A 16,491-nucleotide genomic window follows, 5' to 3' on the forward strand; every position below is an offset into this window, starting at 1 on the left:
AAATCACGATTTTGATTATCTTCACTCTCCCATTTTAAAACTCAGTTCTTTGTCACTTTTCTGTTTTTAGGTGGCAGGATTTGGCAGCCTATCCCCAGACTGCCAAAGATCACTGGAGCATTTCAATCCACCTCCGCACAGTTGATATTGGTTTTCTCAAACAGTCTCCCAGACTGTTTGACCTATCTCTTGTGTGGTAGTTAAACAGTTTCAGTGGACTGTTTAAGAGGGCGCCTGAAAATGTGACTGCGCCCAAGATAGGGACAGCTAATCAGCAGTGGTTCATTGGTGTTAAAGTACCTCATGAACTGTGCAAGAGTAAGACTTCTTGGCCTAGCCAAGAAGTCTTACTCCCGACCACTGCGTCAATTTGGTAAATTTAGAATAATGCTAACGAGTTTGGACTTTTGTCTCAGACTCAGCCATTTTTCCAACTAGTCAGTCTAGTTAGATAATTATTGATTTAGAAAGGTCACTATGACAGTTTATAATATCAATCTAGGAATTGGTTGGGCTTCCAGCGGTGTTGAATACGCCCAAGCCTACCGTTCTAAAGTTTTTAAAAAACTTGGGATAGCTGCCAAGTTTGTTTTTACCGACTTTTTCAGTCAGGATAATATTGTTGATATGGCCCGCAATGTCGGTTTTAGTGATGACCAGATTATCTGGATGTATACCTATTTTACTGACCAGACGCCCGCTCCAACGACCTTGACTGAAGCCGATCTCAAGGCCCAATTTACAAGGGATATTACCAAGACTGACCGAGAAGACAAGTTGGTGCGTTTCTATTTTGGCGACCGCGATTTTGCAACTGCCTATTATTGCCGCCACAGCAGGGAAATTATTCATCGGATTGAATTTGTTTCTAATGGGAATCTGGTTCGTAAGGACTTCTATAACAATGGTAAGCATCTTTCCTTTACCGAGTACTATGCCCCTAAAGACAATGCAGCCAAGCTCTATAAGCGATCCTACTACAATTTAGATGGCAGCATTGCCTACGATGAAATTACCGATGGGGATCAACCTTTCTTCCGTTTTCCAAATCGGATTCTCTACTCCAAAGAGGAATTGGTTGCTTACTTTATGGAAAGGCTAGAGTTGACTTCAGAAGATTTGGTCCTTTTGGATCGTTCAACAGGTATTGGTCAGGCTGTCTTTCGCCATGTTAAACCTGCTAGATTAGGTGTGGTTGTCCATGCTGAGCACTACAGTGAAAATGGGACTAATGCTAATTCAGTCCTCTGGAATAATTACTACGATTTCCAGTTTACCAATGCAGACAGTGTTGATGTCTTTATTGTGGCAACTGACCGCCAAAGAGAAATCCTTAGCCAGCAGTTCTCGGTTTATAAGCATCAGGAACCCAAGATTGTGACTATTCCGGTCGGTTCCTTAGATGAGATTAAAGAGCCTAAGAGTCCACGGATTCCTTTCTCTGTCATGACGGCCTCGCGCTTGGCAACTGAAAAGCATGTGGACTGGTTGATTGAGGCCGTTGTCGAAGCTCGTGAGTTGGTGCCAGATATTAATTTTGATATCTACGGTTCTGGCAGCGAAGAAGACAAACTGCGTCAAATTATTGATGAAAAAGGCGCTAAGGATTATATCCAACTCCGAGGCCATCAGGATTTGAGTCATACCTATATGCACCATGAGGTTTACCTCTCAGCTTCCAAGAGTGAGGGCTTTGGTCTGACCCTCATGGAGGCCATTGGCTCAGGAATGCCTCTGATTGGATTTGATGTCCGTTATGGTAATCAGAATTTTATCAAGGACGAGGAAAACGGTTATCTGATTCCCATTTCTGAATTGGATACCGATCAAGAAATCGTTGAAAGCTTGAGTACGAAGATTGTCCAGATCTTTACTCTGGCCAACTTAGACAGCATGCATCGGGTCTCTTATGATATGGCTAAGGACTATCTAACTGATAAGGTTGAAGCAAAATGGAATCAACTGATTAAGGAGCTTGAGCAATGATTAATCTTTTTGAAAATTATAATCAAGACAGCTGGGACCTGCATTATTCTCTCATTCTGTCAGGCTACCAAAATACGACTATTGCCATCAATGACAATGGTTTTCTGCCAGATGATGTGACCTCTCCCTTCCTCTTTTTCACTGGTTTTGTCAATGCGACAGGAAAGCCTCTGCATTTCAACGAAATCCCGGTACCCAAGTTCTGGGAAATCAAGGCGACTAATTCTAGTGGTGAAATTTTTGACCTCAATAAAAAACGGGCCAATATCCATTTTTCAAAACCTAGTCACAACCGCTTTGTTCAATCAGTTGACTGGTTAGATGAAGCTGGCAAGGTTCGCTCAACCGACCATTACAATAAATACGGTTACCGCTTTGCTCAAACCATCTACAACCGCGAGAGTCAAGCTGTTCAGAAGTCTTATTATGACAAGTCTGGCAAGGAAGTCTTGGTGGAAAATTATGTAACGAGCGATTTGATTTTGGAACATGAAGGTAAGATTTACATCTTCAAGTCCAAGGCTGATTTTGTTACTTACTATATTCAGGCCTCTGGCTATGATTTGGATCGCATTATCTTTAATTCTCTGGGAATGCCTTTCTTGGTAAAATATCAGCTGCACCAAAAAGGAGAAGATGTTCTCTTCTGGCAGGAGCCAATTGGCGATAGTCTGCCTTATAACATGCAGTTACTGTTGGATCCAGCAGCAGAGCGAAAGACTAAGATTATTGTTCAGGATTTTAAAACCTATGAGCAAATCCTGCGGATGGTAACTCCAGAGCAGAGAGAGGCCTTTACCTATGTCGGTCTCCTCTATCCATTCCAGCGTGATAATCAGGCGCGCAAGGAAGCGCTGATTTTGACCAATTCTGACCAGTTGGATTATGTGGAAAATATTATCGAAGATTTCCCTGACATGACCTTGCATATTGCTGCTCTAACGGAAATGTCCAGTAAGCTTCTCAGTCTGGGCCGTTTCAGCAATGTCCATCTCTATCCCAATGTGACTAATCTGACTGTCCGTCAGCTTTTTGGCCGCTGTGATATCTATTTGGATATTAATCAGGGCAATGAAATTCTTTCGGCCATTCGGACCGCTTTTGAAAGTCGTCAGTTGATTCTCGGTTTCAAGGAGCGGATGCACAATCCTCGGTACTCAGCTCCTGAGTTCTTCTTCGGCTTGGGTAACTATGCCAGCTTCCGCGATAAGCTCCGTAATGTTTTGGGCAATCGAGCAGCCATCACTCTGGATCTCCAATCCCAATATAAGGCGGCGAACCTAGCTATGCCAGAGGATTATCGCCGTGAATTGGGGCAGCCGAAACCAGCGCTGCCAGAAGTTGAGGACAGTCCTCTAACAGCTCAGTCAGACCGCACAGTGCCTGCAGATAATATGGAAGCAGAAGCTAATGCTGCTGAAACTGTTTACGAAGAGGTTGCAGAAGCTACTCGGGACTTAGAAACGACGGACGTACCAGTAGATGACTCAGCTGGAGATACACCCGCAGATGAACCACTTCAAGAAGCAGGAGCTGCCCTCACGGACCCAGCACAAGTTTTTGAAGCAGCTTCAAACCAGGATTATCAGCCTGCTCAAATCCAAGCGGAAGCCCTGCTCGATGCAGAAGGTCCCAGCTTTACAGTCGATTTGACCGTGCCAGTTTCGACAGACGATACCGAAGCCAATGATGTTTCAGCGGATGCTTTGAAAGCTCCAGATCTACTCCAGACTGAGCAAGCAGAGGCTCATACGAAACCTTCGGTCCATCTTGAACCAAATGTACTCGCAGAAGAAAATCAAGATTAGAAAATAAGAAGACAACCGATAAAGTTAGCCAGCGAATGAAGCCGCTGGCTTTTACTTTGTTCAAGTCTTAGTATTTTGACTCGTCACTAGCCATTTAAAGAGGATTATTATTTCCTTTTAGAGCTTCATACTAATACTAGACTTGTTTGTAATCTGATATGGAATTACTATTTACCCATTACCTACTTCAGAAACCCTAGAGCCTTTTCTTGTCTCACTTATCATAAGTAGGTTTTTTTAATCCCCTCCCTTAATTTCTTCTTTCTAAAATGCTATAATAAAGCCATGTTTATTAAACCCACTTCAGCTTATGTGCATATTCCTTTTTGCACGCAAATTTGCTATTATTGCGATTTTTCCAAGGTCTTTATCAAGAACCAGCCGGTTGATGATTATTTGGAAAAGCTGTTGGAGGAGTTTCGTTTCTACGATATTAGAACATTGCGAACGCTCTATATTGGCGGCGGAACTCCGACGGCTCTTTCAGCTTCGCAGTTGGATTACCTGCTGTCGGGTTTGCAGGAGCAATTGGATTTATCGCTTCTGGAAGAATTCACCATCGAGGCCAATCCTGGTGATTTGACGTCGGATAAGATTGCTGTGCTTGAAAAATCAGCGGTCAATCGGGTCTCACTTGGCGTGCAAACCTTTGATGATCAGGAGCTCAAACGAATCGGCCGCAGTCACAATGAAGCACAGATCTATGAGTCGGTTTCAGCCCTCAAAGCAGCAGGTTTTGATAATATTTCTATTGACCTCATCTATGCTCTACCCGATCAGACTATGGATCAGGTTAAACTCAATGTTAAAAAGGCTTTATCTCTGAATATTCCCCATCTCAGTCTCTACAGTCTGATTTTGGAGAATCATACGGTCTTTATGAACAAAATGCGACGGGGTCGACTTCATTTGCCTAATGAGGATGTTGAGAGCGATATGTTTACTTATATTATTGATGAGCTGGAAAAGCATGGGTTTGAGCATTACGAGATTTCCAATTTCACCAAGCCGGGCTATGAGAGCCGGCACAATCTTGTTTACTGGGATAATGCTGAGTATTACGGAGTCGGAGCGGGAGCTTCGGGTTATTTGGACGGCGTTCGCTACCGCAACCGTGGCCCAATCCAGCACTACCTAAAAGCTATTTCAGAGGAAGGTCAGGCCCGTTTGCATGAAGAAGAATTGACTAAGACCGAGCAGATGGAAGAAGAAATCTTCCTTGGACTGCGAAAGAAAGCGGGTATCTCTATCAGCCGCTTTGAGGAAAAATTTCAGGAGGACTTCCAGCAGCGGTATGGTCGGATTGTGGCCGATTTGCTGGCGGACGGTTTGCTTCAAGTCACAGGTGATCAGTTGCGTATGACTAAGCGGGGCCTTTTCTTGGGTGACACCGTGGCTGAGAAATTTATACTTGATTAGGGAGTGCGTCCAAGATCAGTATGGCAAAGCTATCGATTCTGGAGGCTCAACTTCGCATAGTTGCTACTGGTCTTCTCAAATAGTCTGGGAGACTGTTTGACCTATGGCTTGCTTGTCAGGATAGGGCATCCAACCAGCAGTGGTTCATTGGTGATGAAACGCCTCATGACCTATGCAGGGATAAGACGAAGTTGGTATAGTCAACAAGTCTTACTCCCAACCAACTGCGTCAAAGTAGTGATTGAAAAGTAGTGAGGGCAGGACGTGTCCCGATTTTAAAGGAGAAATCATGGGAAAAAAATTTCAGGTGGCTTATCAGGTTCCATTTTACGAGAGTGATATCAATCATCAGATTAAAGTGCCTCATCTGCTGTCCTTTGCCCTTCAGGTATCGGGCTTGCAGTCAGAAAGTTTGGGCAATACTGATGACTGGCTTTTGGACAATTTTAATTTGGTTTGGGTCATTACTGACTATGAGCTGGATATCCAGCGCCTGCCTCGCTATGCGGAAAATATTGTAGTAGAGACCGAGGCAATTGCCTACAACAAACTTTTTTGTTATCGGAAGTTCTATATTTACGGCGAAGATGGTCAGCAGATTATTGAGATTTTCTCCACCTTCGTCCTTATGGATTACGATACCCGAAAGGTTGTGACAGTCAAGGATGAAATTGTAGCCCCTTATGGTTCTGAAAAAATTAAAAAAGTGATTCGAGGTCCAAAATATAAACCCCTGAAAGAAGCGGAAGAATCCCTCTTTCATGTGCGGTATTTGGATTTGGATATGAATGGCCATGTCAACAACAGCAAATATCTGGAATGGATGTATGAGGCGATGGATATTGATTTTCTCAAGACCCATGTGCCCAAGAAAGTTCATCTTAAGTACCTCAAGGAAATTCACTACGGGAAGGATATTATTACTCGGATTAAACAGGATGGCTTGATCAGCCAGCACGAAATTAAAACTGATCAGGGTCTTCATGCCCAAGCTCAGATTGAGTGGCGGGAACGCAATGAGGCTTAAGCCGCTGCCGAATATTTTTTGACTCAGTCCTTTCTTAAGATAGTAACTCTAGTAAACAGTGGCTGCTTTGCTTTTAGACAGCAGACTGAGGCTGGGTAAAAACTCGTCCAGAGTCCTGTTTTAGAATCAATTCTAGGCGCAGTGTTGGGAGTGAAACGGTCTGGGAAGAGACCGTTTCAGGCCATCGCCTAGAAATTAAGAAGTGGTGAGAACCAGAATTTTCAATTTTTGGGTTGATCCCACTCCCTTATTTTTAAAGAAATCAGCATATAGGAGTAAATATGACTTACAAAGGTTATTTAATTGATTTAGACGGAACCATTTACCGAGGGAAGGAGCGGATTCCAGCAGGTGAGCGCTTTATCAAACGCCTGCAGGAGCAAAAGATCCCCTATACCTTGGTGACCAACAACACTATGCGGACCCCGCAGATGGTGCAAGAAATGTTGGCTAAGCATTTTAATGTGGAAACGCCACTGGAGACTATCTACACAGCGACTTTGGCAACTGTCGATTACATGAATGATATGAAGCGGGGCAAGACCGCCTATGTTATCGGCGAAGTCGGCCTCAAGTCAGCCATTGCTGAGGCTGGCTATATCGAGGATAAGGATAATCCTGCCTACGTTGTGGTCGGTCTTGACCGTGGGTTGACCTATGAAATGTTGGTGACGGCCACTCTGGCCATTCAAAAGGGGGCTCTCTTTATCGGGACCAATCCTGATCTCAATATTCCAACCGAGCGCGGCCAAGAACCAGGAGCTGGCGCTATTCAAAAGCTTTTGGAGGTAGCTACCCGAGTCAAACCGGTTATTATCGGCAAACCAGAAGCTGTCATTATTAATAAGGCTCTGGAGCGATTGGGTCTGGAACGCTCACAAGCTCTGATGGTTGGTGATAACTATATGACCGATATTATGGCCGGTATCAAAAACGATGTTGATACTCTGTTGGTTCTAACTGGTTTCACTAAGCCGGAGGAAGTGTCGGGCCTGCCTATTAAACCTAGCCATGTCGTGGACAGCTTGGACGACTGGGAGCTCTAAATGAAAGATAAACTAAAATTGGTTGGCTTTGCTCTCTGGCTTTTAAGCTTAGCCATTTTGTTGACTATTTATTTGGCTTGGGCCATCTATCCTTTGGAAAATCATTGGCTGAACTTGGCCAGCCTCAGAGGACTGTCCAGCCAGCAGCTACTCCATAATTTCCATCAGCTTATGGGGTATCTGACCCTGCCCTGGGTGACCAAGCTCAAGATGAGCAACTTTCCATCATCAGCAGACGGGTTGGCTCATTTTCGAGATGTTAAGCACCTCTTTCATTTAGATCAGGCTATTTTCCTGCTGGGACTAGTCCCCTCTTGGCTTTATTTCAGGAGACAGTTGCGGATCAAGTCTTTCTGGCTCTCCAGCCGAGTCTTTTCAGGCCTAGCTACTCTGCCAGTCTTACTGGGGATTTTAGCTTTTTTCATCGGTTTTGATCAATTTTTCACGCTTTTTCATCATTTGCTTTTTCCCGGTGCAACTAATTGGCTTTTTAATCCCTATACTGATCCCATCATTTGGGTTCTGCCTGAGGATTATTTTCTGCATTGTTTTATTCTTTTTTTTGTTCTTTATGAAATCGTCATGTTAGGCTGTTTTTGGCTAAGCAAAGGAAGCCTGCAGGCCTATCGCAAGGAGCAGGAGAATGGAGTAGTCTCTAAATAATAGGTATGAAGCCAGACGTGCAGATGGAGTGCCTTATGTCAACAGCTTGGCAGTTACCATACTTCTCTCTGAAAATGATTCCATGGAATTTTCTGAAAATCCTGCTATAATAAAACTATATTTTAAAATTTTTGCTATTCATTCGAGGAGTTTATCATGGAAGAAACTTTTTTTATCTTAAAGCCGGATTGCCTAGAGCGCGGGCTGGTGGGCCAAGTCTTGCAGCGGGCAGAAGTGAGGGGACTAAAAATTAACCGCATGGAAATGCGCCAGATTGATCGGTCGCTTTTGGAAGAGCATTATGCTGACCTAGTTGACAAGCCCTTTTTCCCAGCAATTACCGACTTTATGACTAGCGGTCCTGTTATTGTCGGGACTTTTACAGGCGTTGGAGCGGTTCAAGCTTGGCGGGATATGCTGGGAGCTACAGATCCTAGCAAGGCTCTGCCCGGCACCATTCGCGGTGACTATGCTCTAGGATCATTTCCCGGTGAGGCCATCAAGAACATCGCTCACGGTTCCGATTCTTTAGCGTCTGCCCAAAGGGAAATTGCTATCTGGTTTGACGAATAACTGAAGAAATTTAGCTTTAGAGGTGGGGTCATGATGCCCATCTTTTTTAATTGACAGACCTAAAAAGCAGTATCATAGGGTTTTGTCGTTGTTATTTCTTAACGCAGTGATTGGCTTGTGATGAAAGGATTGTTGTTTCAATGTCGAGCATTTAAGCTGCGACAAAGTGTCGGCTCTGTTGACTTTCCTTTTAGGCAAGTGACAGCAAGCCATCTTACTAACTGAGAGAAGGAGGAACGTTGTGCTAATTCATCAATTTGCGACTTCTTTCCCACTTCCTTTTTTGGTATAATAGAGTGATTAATTTTCACTGATAAGGACGAATCATGGATATTCAAGAACTTAAAAAACGGCAGGAGAAAATTCGAAATTTCTCTATCATTGCCCATATTGACCACGGGAAATCAACTCTGGCTGACCGAATTTTGGAGAAAACTGAGACAGTTTCCGACCGTGAAATGCAGGCCCAGCTGCTTGACAGCATGGACTTAGAGCGGGAGCGTGGTATTACGATCAAGCTCAATGCTGTTCAGCTTAACTATACTGCCAAGGATGGCGAAACCTATATTTTCCACCTGATTGACACACCAGGACATGTCGATTTCACTTATGAAGTGTCGCGTTCGCTTGCGGCTTGCGAAGGAGCAATATTGGTGGTGGATGCTGCCCAAGGTATCGAAGCTCAAACCTTGGCCAATGTCTATCTGGCCTTAGATAACGATCTGGAAATTCTGCCCGTTATCAATAAAATCGATTTGCCAGCCGCTGATCCAGAGCGGGTTCGTCAGGAAATCGAAGATGTCATCGGTCTGGACGCCAGTGAGGCTGTTTTGGCTTCAGCCAAGGCTGGTATCGGAATCGAAGAAATCCTTGAGCAAATCGTTGAGAAGGTTCCAGCTCCAACTGGAGATGTGGAAGCCCCCCTGCAGGCTCTGATTTTTGACTCGGTTTATGATGCCTATCGCGGGGTTATCCTCCAAGTTCGGATTGTCAATGGTCTGGTCAAACCAGGAGACAGGATTCAGCTCATGTCCAATGGTAAGACCTTTGATGTCACTGAGGTTGGTATTTTTACTCCTAAAGCCGTTGGCCGAGACTATCTAGCAACTGGTGATGTCGGTTATATTGCTGCCTCGATCAAGACTGTGGCTGATACGCGGGTTGGGGATACCATTACCCTAGCTGACCGACCAGCAGGGCAAGCTTTGCACGGCTACAAGCAGATGAATCCCATGGTCTTTGCCGGTCTCTATCCTGTCGAGTCCAATAAGTATAATGACCTGCGGGAAGCCTTGGAAAAGCTCCAGCTTAATGATGCAAGCTTACAATTTGAACCGGAAACCTCACAGGCTTTGGGATTTGGTTTTCGGGCTGGTTTCTTGGGGCTCCTTCACATGGATGTTATTCAGGAACGACTGGAGCGGGAATTTAATATTGATTTGATTATGACGGCTCCATCCGTTGTTTACCATATCAATACCACAGATGGAGAGCTGTTGGAAGTTTCTAACCCTTCTGAATTTCCTGACTCAACCAAAGTCGATAGTATTGAGGAGCCTTTTGTTAAGGCCCAGATCATGGTTCCGCAGGAATATGTTGGGGCAGTTATGGAGCTCTGCCAACGGAAGCGGGGTGACTTTGTCACTATGGAATATATTGACGATAATCGAGTCAATGTTATTTATCAAATTCCGTTGTCTGAAATCGTCTTTGATTTCTTTGACAAGTTGAAGTCCTCAACGCGTGGCTATGCTAGCTTTGATTATGAAATTTCCGAATACCGCAGGTCCAAATTGGTGAAGATGGATATCCTGCTCAATGGTGAAAAAGTTGATGCCCTCAGCTTCATTGTTCACAGTGAATTTGCCTATGAGCGCGGCAGGCTGATTGTTGAAAAACTCAAGAAAATCATCCCGCGCCAACAATTTGAAGTGCCTATTCAGGCTGCCATCGGTCAAAAGATTGTGGCACGGTCCGACATTAAGGCCCTGCGAAAGAATGTTCTGGCTAAGTGTTACGGTGGCGACGTTTCCCGGAAGCGTAAACTACTTGAAAAGCAAAAAGCTGGTAAGAAACGCATGAAAGCTATCGGATCTGTCGAGGTTCCACAAGAGGCCTTCCTCTCAGTCCTATCTATGGATGAAGATGAGAAAAAATAAGTCTGTCGAGGCTGGACAAGTGTTTGCCCAGCTTTTTTTTACGGACAATAATTTGAACTCTTTATCAATAGTTAGTCGGACAGTTAAGGCAGAGAATGCTTTGGCGAATAAGATCCGAATGAAAAGCGTTATAAAAGGGGGAGCAGCTATTTGAATTATAGTTTTACAGAGACGCCTTTGGCGTATCAATTTTCTTTTTATGGAATATTAGGGGACCCCTCTTAAACTAATTCCAAAAGCCTTGGAAGCCCTATCTATTGTCGATATTAGGCGATTATGGTAAACTAACTTCATTAATCAAATTAAAAAAGGAATTAGGACGAATGCGGAAAAAAATGTACAAAGCTAAGAAACATTGGGTAATTGCCAGTGCGGCTGCCCTGACTGTGTTGGGGATAAGTGGTTTAGTCTCTGCTGATGAAACCGGTGATGTTCCAGCTGGTTCGGCAAGAGAGGTTGCTCCAGTGGATCAATCCGTGACAACCGATACTGATGCTAGCCAGCAAGAACAAGCCAACCAAGCTCATCAAGCAGCTCTGGCCAATTCTGAGGCAACCAGTGTTTCAGAAGCAGTTCCGACCAATCAGCAGTCTACGTCTGAGATAGATTCAAGTCAAGCTAATTCAGAAAGCCAAGCGACATCAGAAGTATCCACTAATCAGCTTGCTTCAGAGGCAGGTACTGTTCAGGCTGATCAAATTCAACCTGTTTCAGGTCCGGCGACTGATACAACAGTTGTTCGAGCGAGCGTTTCTACAACAGTCAGTCGGGCTAGCGCCGCCAATCAAGCTTCGTCTCAAGTGACGACTGCCTCTGTATCTGGTCAAATGATGACGATTCAATATAATCGTCCAATGGCTAAAGATGAGGTTATTTATTTTGCGGTTTGGACCGAAAAGAATGATCAAGATGATATGGTTTGGTATACTGCTAATGATAAAGGTGCTGCCTATATAGATCTTGCTAAACATCGCTCTTATGGGAAATATATTATTCATACCTATTCTAAAATTGGAGAACATTTTGTAGGTCGAAATGCAACAAGCACTGAGGTTAATCCTCCTCAAATTTCTACTAAGATTGTACCAAACTCAGATGGGACTTATAGTTTAACGGTCAATAATGTTTCTGATGATATTACCGATCTTTTGGTGCCAGTTTGGTCAGATAAAAATGATCAAGATGATATTGCTTGGTATCATGCTGAAAAGACAGGTACTACTAGCTACAGCTTAAGGATCAATCCATCTAATCATCACAATGATTTAGGGCATTATAGTGTTCATATATATGGACAAAGTTCTATTACAGGTGGCTTGGTAGGCTTAGCAGCTACTTCTGGCTTTGATAAAAAAGAGACTGCTGATGCCATCAAGGTTGCTCCGCAAAATAATGTTACAGCTAGCTTGGATACAAATGGTATTAAACTTCACCTAGATTCAAATGAGGTAGCAAACCTCAGCAATATTTATTTTGCTGTTTGGTCTCAAACTGGAGATCAGGACGATGTCCATTGGTATCAAGCTGACAGCAGTTTCTCAGCATTAGCCCCTTATACTAATCATTCTGGTTACGGAACTTATCATATTCATACTTACGCAAATAAGGATGGAAAATTTGTTGGTATCAATACCACTACGATAGATGTCCCTTCACCGACTGCTTCAGCTAACATTAGCAAGCAAGATGATGTAACTTATAGGGTTACAGTTGATAAAGTGCCAAGTTACATAACATCGGTTCTAGTTCCTGTCTGGACTGAAAAAAATGATCAGGATGATATTGTATGGTACGACACAACTAAAAATGCCGATGGCAGTTATACTGGACTCATTAAGCTGAAGAATCATAATTTTGAATCAGGGAAATACCTTGTTCATCTGTATGGCTACTCAAGCCTTGATGGTGGGCGTTTAATTGGCTTATCAGCTGCTGATTTTTCTGTAGCAGATGCAGTTACGCCAGCCGAAGTTTGGCCAACCGTTAGGGATCATAACGCTGAACAGGGGACTATGAGAGTTATTCTCAATGAAACAGATCATTCTAAAAAAGCTAAAAGCATGGATGTTGCAGTGTGGTCAGAAGAAAACCAAACTAATATTCATTGGTATAGTGCAGATGTCAATAATGGTGTTGCCAGTGTAGATATCAATCAAAGTAACCACGGAAATATTAAGGGCAGCTACACCGTCCACGTCTATGTTAACTACCAAGATGGTAGCCGGACTGGCTTCAATTTAGGGCAGTATGATTTAAATAAAGCAAGAGCCAATCGTTACTTTATCGACGTCAGCAGCTATAATGACAACATTTCTGTTGAAAGTTATCGTTCGCTCAAGGCGCGTGGAATCACAGGAGTTGTGGTTAAACTGACTGAAGGAAATTCTTACATTAACCCTTATGCAGCTCGTCAGATTACTAATGCAAGAGCGGCTGGGCTCAAGGTTTCTGCTTATCATTTTGCCCGCTACACTAATGCGGATGAGGCCAGAAGCGAAGCAGCCTTCTTTGTCAATGTGGCTAAGTCTTATGGCCTGACTGCAGGAACTGCTATGGTTGATGATATTGAAGCAAGTGAGGTTCGGGCCAATGTCAATGAAAATACTGCGGTTTGGACCCAAACCATGAAGAGTATGGGCTATAATAACCTGATTTACTATACTATGGCCAGCTGGCTAGACACCCGAGGTGGTAGTTTCTCAACAGGCCAAGTTGGTATGGAAAATATGTGGGTAGCCCATTATGTCAATGGTTACAATCAAATGTCTGAAGAAGAAGCTGCCAATGATAATCTTTATAGCAATGCGGCAGCTTGGCAATATACCAGTGTTTCCAAAGCTTTGGGGGCCAATGTTGACCAAAGTATTGACTATACAGGTCGGTTGAGTTAAAACTTATTGAATAAAAGGGGGTTGGCAAAGTTTTTCCAATCTCCTTTTTAGTGTTCAAACCCAACAAGAAGGTATGAAAAATTCTTCCAAGTTTTTTCGGTTAGAATGGGAAATCTCTTCTTTTTATGGTAAAATGTACTGGTATGGAGGGGCCGCTATGATAAAGATATTTGGAAAAGTTAGATATCACTGGCAGCCGGAATTATCTTGGTCCATTATTTATTGGTCCATCACTTTTATTCCGATTTTTATTGCCATGTCATTATTCTATGAAAGGGCTTCTGTCCCAAGGACAGGATTGACCTTTATTGCCATCTTCATGATTTTTGTCGGTCTGGGATTTCACCGCTACTTTGTGATTGGTGAGGATAATAAACTTTGGATTATTTCCCTTAACTTTTTAAAACCACTCAAGGTTGATATTGCAAGCATCAAGCGGATTGAGGTGACACGAACAACTCTGGCCCTCATTTTTACGAATGGCAAGTCCCGGCTGTTTTATATGCGTAAGTGGCCTAAGAAATATTTCTTAGATGACCTAGCACTGAATCCAGCTTTCAAGGGAGAAGTGGAGCTGCTTGACCATTCGGATAGTTTGGATTATTTCAAGCTTTATCAAAATGATAAAAAAGAAAAGCCCTCGCTTAGGAATCAATCCTGAGGGCTTTCGTTGGACAAGATTTAACAGCTAAAAGGTTAGCTTGTGTGTCTGGCAGCATGCGTTCGAGCTTGTTGCTGTCAGCGAATTTGACAATACCGTCATCGTGGTAATCGAAGGCGGCAGAATAAGTTTGGCAGAGCCCGCAGGCAATGCATTTTTCTGGAATAATTGAGACTTTCATAGTATTATTTTAGTACGTATTGATTAATTTTACAAGGATGAGGGAGGACAGCATGTCTAAAAAACCATGGGAAACACCGATCAAAGAAGAAGTTGAAGAGCTTGAAGAAGTAAACGAAGCTGAAGAATTTGACAATGTCGAAGATGCGGAAATCAGGGATGTTGGTGATAAAGCGGAGGCGGCAGCAGTTGAGGATGATGAGGATGACGATATTGTTATTGGGCGACATCGTTCTGGCGGTAGCCGCTCGGTCAGTAGTCAAAATCGTAGTTCCTTTGTCAGCACTCCAGTTTTGACTATTTTACTCAGTGTCTTCTTTGTGGTTGTAGTTGCTATTCTTTTCTTTGTCTTTTACACGTCAAACGGCGGCAGCAATGAAACTAAGGAAACTTCAAGTTTTTATGGTGCTTCTAAATCAAGTGCTAAACAAGAATCAAGCTCTGAGCAGCCTTCTAGTTCAGAAGCTGATACCCAAGAGAGTACAGAGGCGTCATCCAGTAGCGAATCTTCTTCGTCATCGTCTGCCTCTGGTGATGGTGAAACTATTACTGTTCAACCGGGTGAAGGTGAAGCGGCTATTGCAGCGCGTGCAGGAATCTCTGTTGACAAACTTAGAGAGCTTAATCCTGAACACATGACTCAAGGATACTGGTATGCTAATCCGGGTGATGAGGTACACGTAAACTAAGATGAAAACAATTAGAATTGCTATCGACGGTCCGGCTTCCAGTGGTAAGAGCACTGTTGCTAAGATTCTCGCCAAGAAATTGGGGTATACTTACTTAGATACAGGGGCCATGTATCGTTGTGCCACCTACTTGGCACTCAAACATGGTATTGATTTGGAGCAGGTTGATGCCTTATTAAAATTGCTTGACCGCTATCCGATTGCTTTTGGCAAAGCAGCTGATGGCAGTCAAACCGTCAGTCTGGGTAGTGAGGATGTTACGCTGGCTATCCGTCAAAATGATGTGACCAACCATGTTTCAGCTGTCTCAGCTATCCCTCAAGTTCGTGAAAAATTGGTTGATGAGCAGCGCCGAATCGCTGCGAGTGGGGCTATTATTATGGATGGCCGTGACATTGGGACAGTTGTCCTGCCTGATGCTGAGTTAAAGATCTTTTTGGTTGCTTCTGTTGAAGAACGGGCTGAGCGCCGCTTCAAAGAGAATCAAGAAAAAGGAATTGTAACTGATTTTGAGCAGCTCAAACAAGAAATTGCGGATCGGGATTACAAGGACAGCCACCGCAAGGTTTCTCCGCTGAAGGCAGCTGATGATGCCATTACCTTTGATACGACTGGGGTATCAATTGATGGTGTGGTTGATTTTATTTCAGAAAAAGCAGAGAAAATTATTGACAGAGGTTAGTCGACATGTTATACTGCTAACAATGAGGAAAGCAGAAGTGAGAGCTTCTCGCCTTGCGACTAACGTTGTCTGGCTCTACATGTCAAGTTTCATTTCCATGAAATATTACTGTAGTGCGGGCTTGCGTTGGCAAGTCCGCTTTCGTTTTTCTCTAAAAAAATGAAGAGGTGAAAATCATCGCAAAAAAAGATTTATTCATAAATGATGAAATTCGCGTTCGGGAAGTTCGCCTTGTGGGACTTGATGGAGAACAACTTGGAATCAAACCCCTGTCTGAAGCTCAAGCAGCGGCTGATGATGCTAATGTTGATCTCGTCTTGATCCAACCGCAGGCAACTCCACCAGTTGCTAAGATTATGGACTATGGAAAGTTCAAGTTTGAGTATCAAAAGAAACAAAAGGAGCAGCGCAAGAAACAAAGCACTGTTACTGTTAAGGAGATTCGTCTCAGTCCCGTTATTGATAAGGGTGACTTTGAAACCAAGCTCCGAAACGGCCGTAAGTTCTTGCAAAAGGGCAACAAGGTTAAGGTTTCTATCCGTTTTCGTGGACGGATGATTACTCACAAGGATATTGGTGCACAAGTCTTAGCTGACTTCGCTGAAGCGACGCAAGATATCGCTATCATTGAGCAACGCGCTAAGATGGACGGCCGCCAAATGTTCATGCAGTTGGCGCCAATCCCTGATAAGAAAAAATAAGGGATT

14 protein-coding genes and 1 other annotated feature are annotated in these 16,491 nt (G+C 43.5%); of the genes, 13 read left to right on the plus strand and 1 reads right to left on the minus strand.

From position 1 onward, the window contains the following. Positions 1-477: 477 nt before the first annotated feature. The 10 genes from gtfA (at position 478) to ACFSN5_RS03570 (ending at position 14,233) form a co-directional block, all read left to right on the plus strand. Positions 478-1,986, plus strand: coding sequence for an accessory Sec system glycosyltransferase GtfA (gene gtfA, locus ACFSN5_RS03525; protein WP_165209641.1), 1,509 nt, complete (start codon positions 478-480; stop codon positions 1,984-1,986). Further along, positions 1,983-3,794, plus strand: coding sequence for an accessory Sec system glycosylation chaperone GtfB (gene gtfB, locus ACFSN5_RS03530; protein ID WP_165209644.1), 1,812 nt, complete (start codon positions 1,983-1,985; stop codon positions 3,792-3,794). Before gtfA ends, gtfB begins: the two co-directional genes overlap by 4 nt. Before the next feature lie 285 nt (positions 3,795-4,079). Then, positions 4,080-5,213 (plus strand): radical SAM family heme chaperone HemW, encoded by a 1,134-nt coding sequence (hemW, locus tag ACFSN5_RS03535; RefSeq protein WP_165209649.1) that lies wholly within the window; start codon positions 4,080-4,082, stop codon positions 5,211-5,213. A 289-nt stretch (positions 5,214-5,502) separates the two neighbouring features. Further along, positions 5,503-6,240 carry an acyl-ACP thioesterase domain-containing protein gene (locus ACFSN5_RS03540; protein ID WP_004227045.1) on the plus strand — a complete coding sequence of 246 codons (738 nt, stop codon included), beginning with the start codon at positions 5,503-5,505 and terminating at the stop codon, positions 6,238-6,240. A gap of 281 nt (positions 6,241-6,521) precedes the next feature. Next, on the plus strand, positions 6,522-7,286 hold the full coding sequence (locus ACFSN5_RS03545; protein WP_004226992.1) for a TIGR01457 family HAD-type hydrolase: 765 nt from the start codon (positions 6,522-6,524) through the stop codon (positions 7,284-7,286). After that, positions 7,287-7,949 (plus strand): TIGR01906 family membrane protein, encoded by a 663-nt coding sequence (locus tag ACFSN5_RS03550; protein ID WP_004228935.1) that lies wholly within the window; start codon positions 7,287-7,289, stop codon positions 7,947-7,949. 156 nt (positions 7,950-8,105) lie between these two features. Beyond that, positions 8,106-8,522 carry a nucleoside-diphosphate kinase gene (gene ndk, locus ACFSN5_RS03555; RefSeq protein ID WP_004229878.1) on the plus strand — a complete coding sequence of 139 codons (417 nt, stop codon included), beginning with the start codon at positions 8,106-8,108 and terminating at the stop codon, positions 8,520-8,522. A 326-nt stretch (positions 8,523-8,848) separates the two neighbouring features. After that, positions 8,849-10,681, plus strand: a complete 1,833-nt coding sequence (gene lepA / locus ACFSN5_RS03560) for a translation elongation factor 4 (protein WP_165209652.1) — start codon at positions 8,849-8,851, stop codon at positions 10,679-10,681. 323 nt (positions 10,682-11,004) lie between these two features. Further along, positions 11,005-13,572 (plus strand): GBS Bsp-like repeat-containing protein, encoded by a 2,568-nt coding sequence (locus tag ACFSN5_RS03565; protein WP_165209655.1) that lies wholly within the window; start codon positions 11,005-11,007, stop codon positions 13,570-13,572. Positions 13,573-13,729: 157 nt separating this feature from the next. Then, positions 13,730-14,233, plus strand: coding sequence for an EbsA family protein (locus ACFSN5_RS03570; RefSeq protein WP_004229273.1), 504 nt, complete (start codon positions 13,730-13,732; stop codon positions 14,231-14,233). Here ACFSN5_RS03570 and ACFSN5_RS03575 read toward each other — a convergent pair. Next, positions 14,217-14,414 carry a ferredoxin gene (locus ACFSN5_RS03575; protein WP_004228511.1) on the minus strand — a complete coding sequence of 66 codons (198 nt, stop codon included), beginning with the start codon at positions 14,412-14,414 and terminating at the stop codon, positions 14,217-14,219. The genes ACFSN5_RS03570 and ACFSN5_RS03575 overlap by 17 nt on opposite strands. Positions 14,415-14,466: 52 nt before the next feature. On the opposite strand from ACFSN5_RS03575, the gene ACFSN5_RS03580 reads away from it, so the two are divergent. From ACFSN5_RS03580 to infC, 3 genes are all read left to right on the plus strand, one after another. Continuing rightward, entirely contained in the window at positions 14,467-15,102 is a 636-nt protein-coding gene (locus tag ACFSN5_RS03580) for an SAG1386/EF1546 family surface-associated protein (RefSeq protein ID WP_165209658.1), read from the plus strand. A gap of 1 nt (position 15,103) precedes the next feature. After that, positions 15,104-15,784, plus strand: coding sequence for a (d)CMP kinase (gene cmk / locus ACFSN5_RS03585; RefSeq protein WP_165329136.1), 681 nt, complete (start codon positions 15,104-15,106; stop codon positions 15,782-15,784). A gap of 23 nt (positions 15,785-15,807) precedes the next feature. After that, positions 15,808-15,937: a sequence feature (ribosomal protein L20 leader region), on the plus strand. A 14-nt stretch (positions 15,938-15,951) separates the two neighbouring features. Beyond that, positions 15,952-16,485 carry a translation initiation factor IF-3 gene (gene infC / locus ACFSN5_RS03590; RefSeq protein WP_004228388.1) on the plus strand — a complete coding sequence of 178 codons (534 nt, stop codon included), beginning with the start codon at positions 15,952-15,954 and terminating at the stop codon, positions 16,483-16,485. Positions 16,486-16,491 lie beyond the last annotated feature (6 nt).

The organism is Streptococcus tangpeifui, from assembly GCF_044503215.1.
Lineage (GTDB): Bacteria > Bacillota > Bacilli > Lactobacillales > Streptococcaceae > Streptococcus > Streptococcus tangpeifui.

Bases quoted from the DNA above. Each gene is read 5' to 3' on its own strand.
- gtfA (WP_165209641.1), top strand. From the start codon at position 478: ATGACAGTTTATAATATCAATCTAGGAATTGGTTGGGCTTCCAGCGGT.
- gtfB (WP_165209644.1), top strand. From the start codon at position 1,983: ATGATTAATCTTTTTGAAAATTATAATCAAGACAGCTGGGACCTGCAT.
- hemW (WP_165209649.1), top strand. From the start codon at position 4,080: ATGTTTATTAAACCCACTTCAGCTTATGTGCATATTCCTTTTTGCACG.
- ACFSN5_RS03540 (WP_004227045.1), top strand. From the start codon at position 5,503: ATGGGAAAAAAATTTCAGGTGGCTTATCAGGTTCCATTTTACGAGAGT.
- ACFSN5_RS03545 (WP_004226992.1), top strand. From the start codon at position 6,522: ATGACTTACAAAGGTTATTTAATTGATTTAGACGGAACCATTTACCGA.
- ACFSN5_RS03550 (WP_004228935.1), top strand. From the start codon at position 7,287: ATGAAAGATAAACTAAAATTGGTTGGCTTTGCTCTCTGGCTTTTAAGC.
- ndk (WP_004229878.1), top strand. From the start codon at position 8,106: ATGGAAGAAACTTTTTTTATCTTAAAGCCGGATTGCCTAGAGCGCGGG.
- lepA (WP_165209652.1), top strand. From the start codon at position 8,849: ATGGATATTCAAGAACTTAAAAAACGGCAGGAGAAAATTCGAAATTTC.
- ACFSN5_RS03565 (WP_165209655.1), top strand. From the start codon at position 11,005: ATGCGGAAAAAAATGTACAAAGCTAAGAAACATTGGGTAATTGCCAGT.
- ACFSN5_RS03570 (WP_004229273.1), top strand. From the start codon at position 13,730: ATGATAAAGATATTTGGAAAAGTTAGATATCACTGGCAGCCGGAATTA.
- ACFSN5_RS03575 (WP_004228511.1), bottom strand. From the start codon at position 14,414: ATGAAAGTCTCAATTATTCCAGAAAAATGCATTGCCTGCGGGCTCTGC.
- ACFSN5_RS03580 (WP_165209658.1), top strand. From the start codon at position 14,467: ATGTCTAAAAAACCATGGGAAACACCGATCAAAGAAGAAGTTGAAGAG.
- cmk (WP_165329136.1), top strand. From the start codon at position 15,104: ATGAAAACAATTAGAATTGCTATCGACGGTCCGGCTTCCAGTGGTAAG.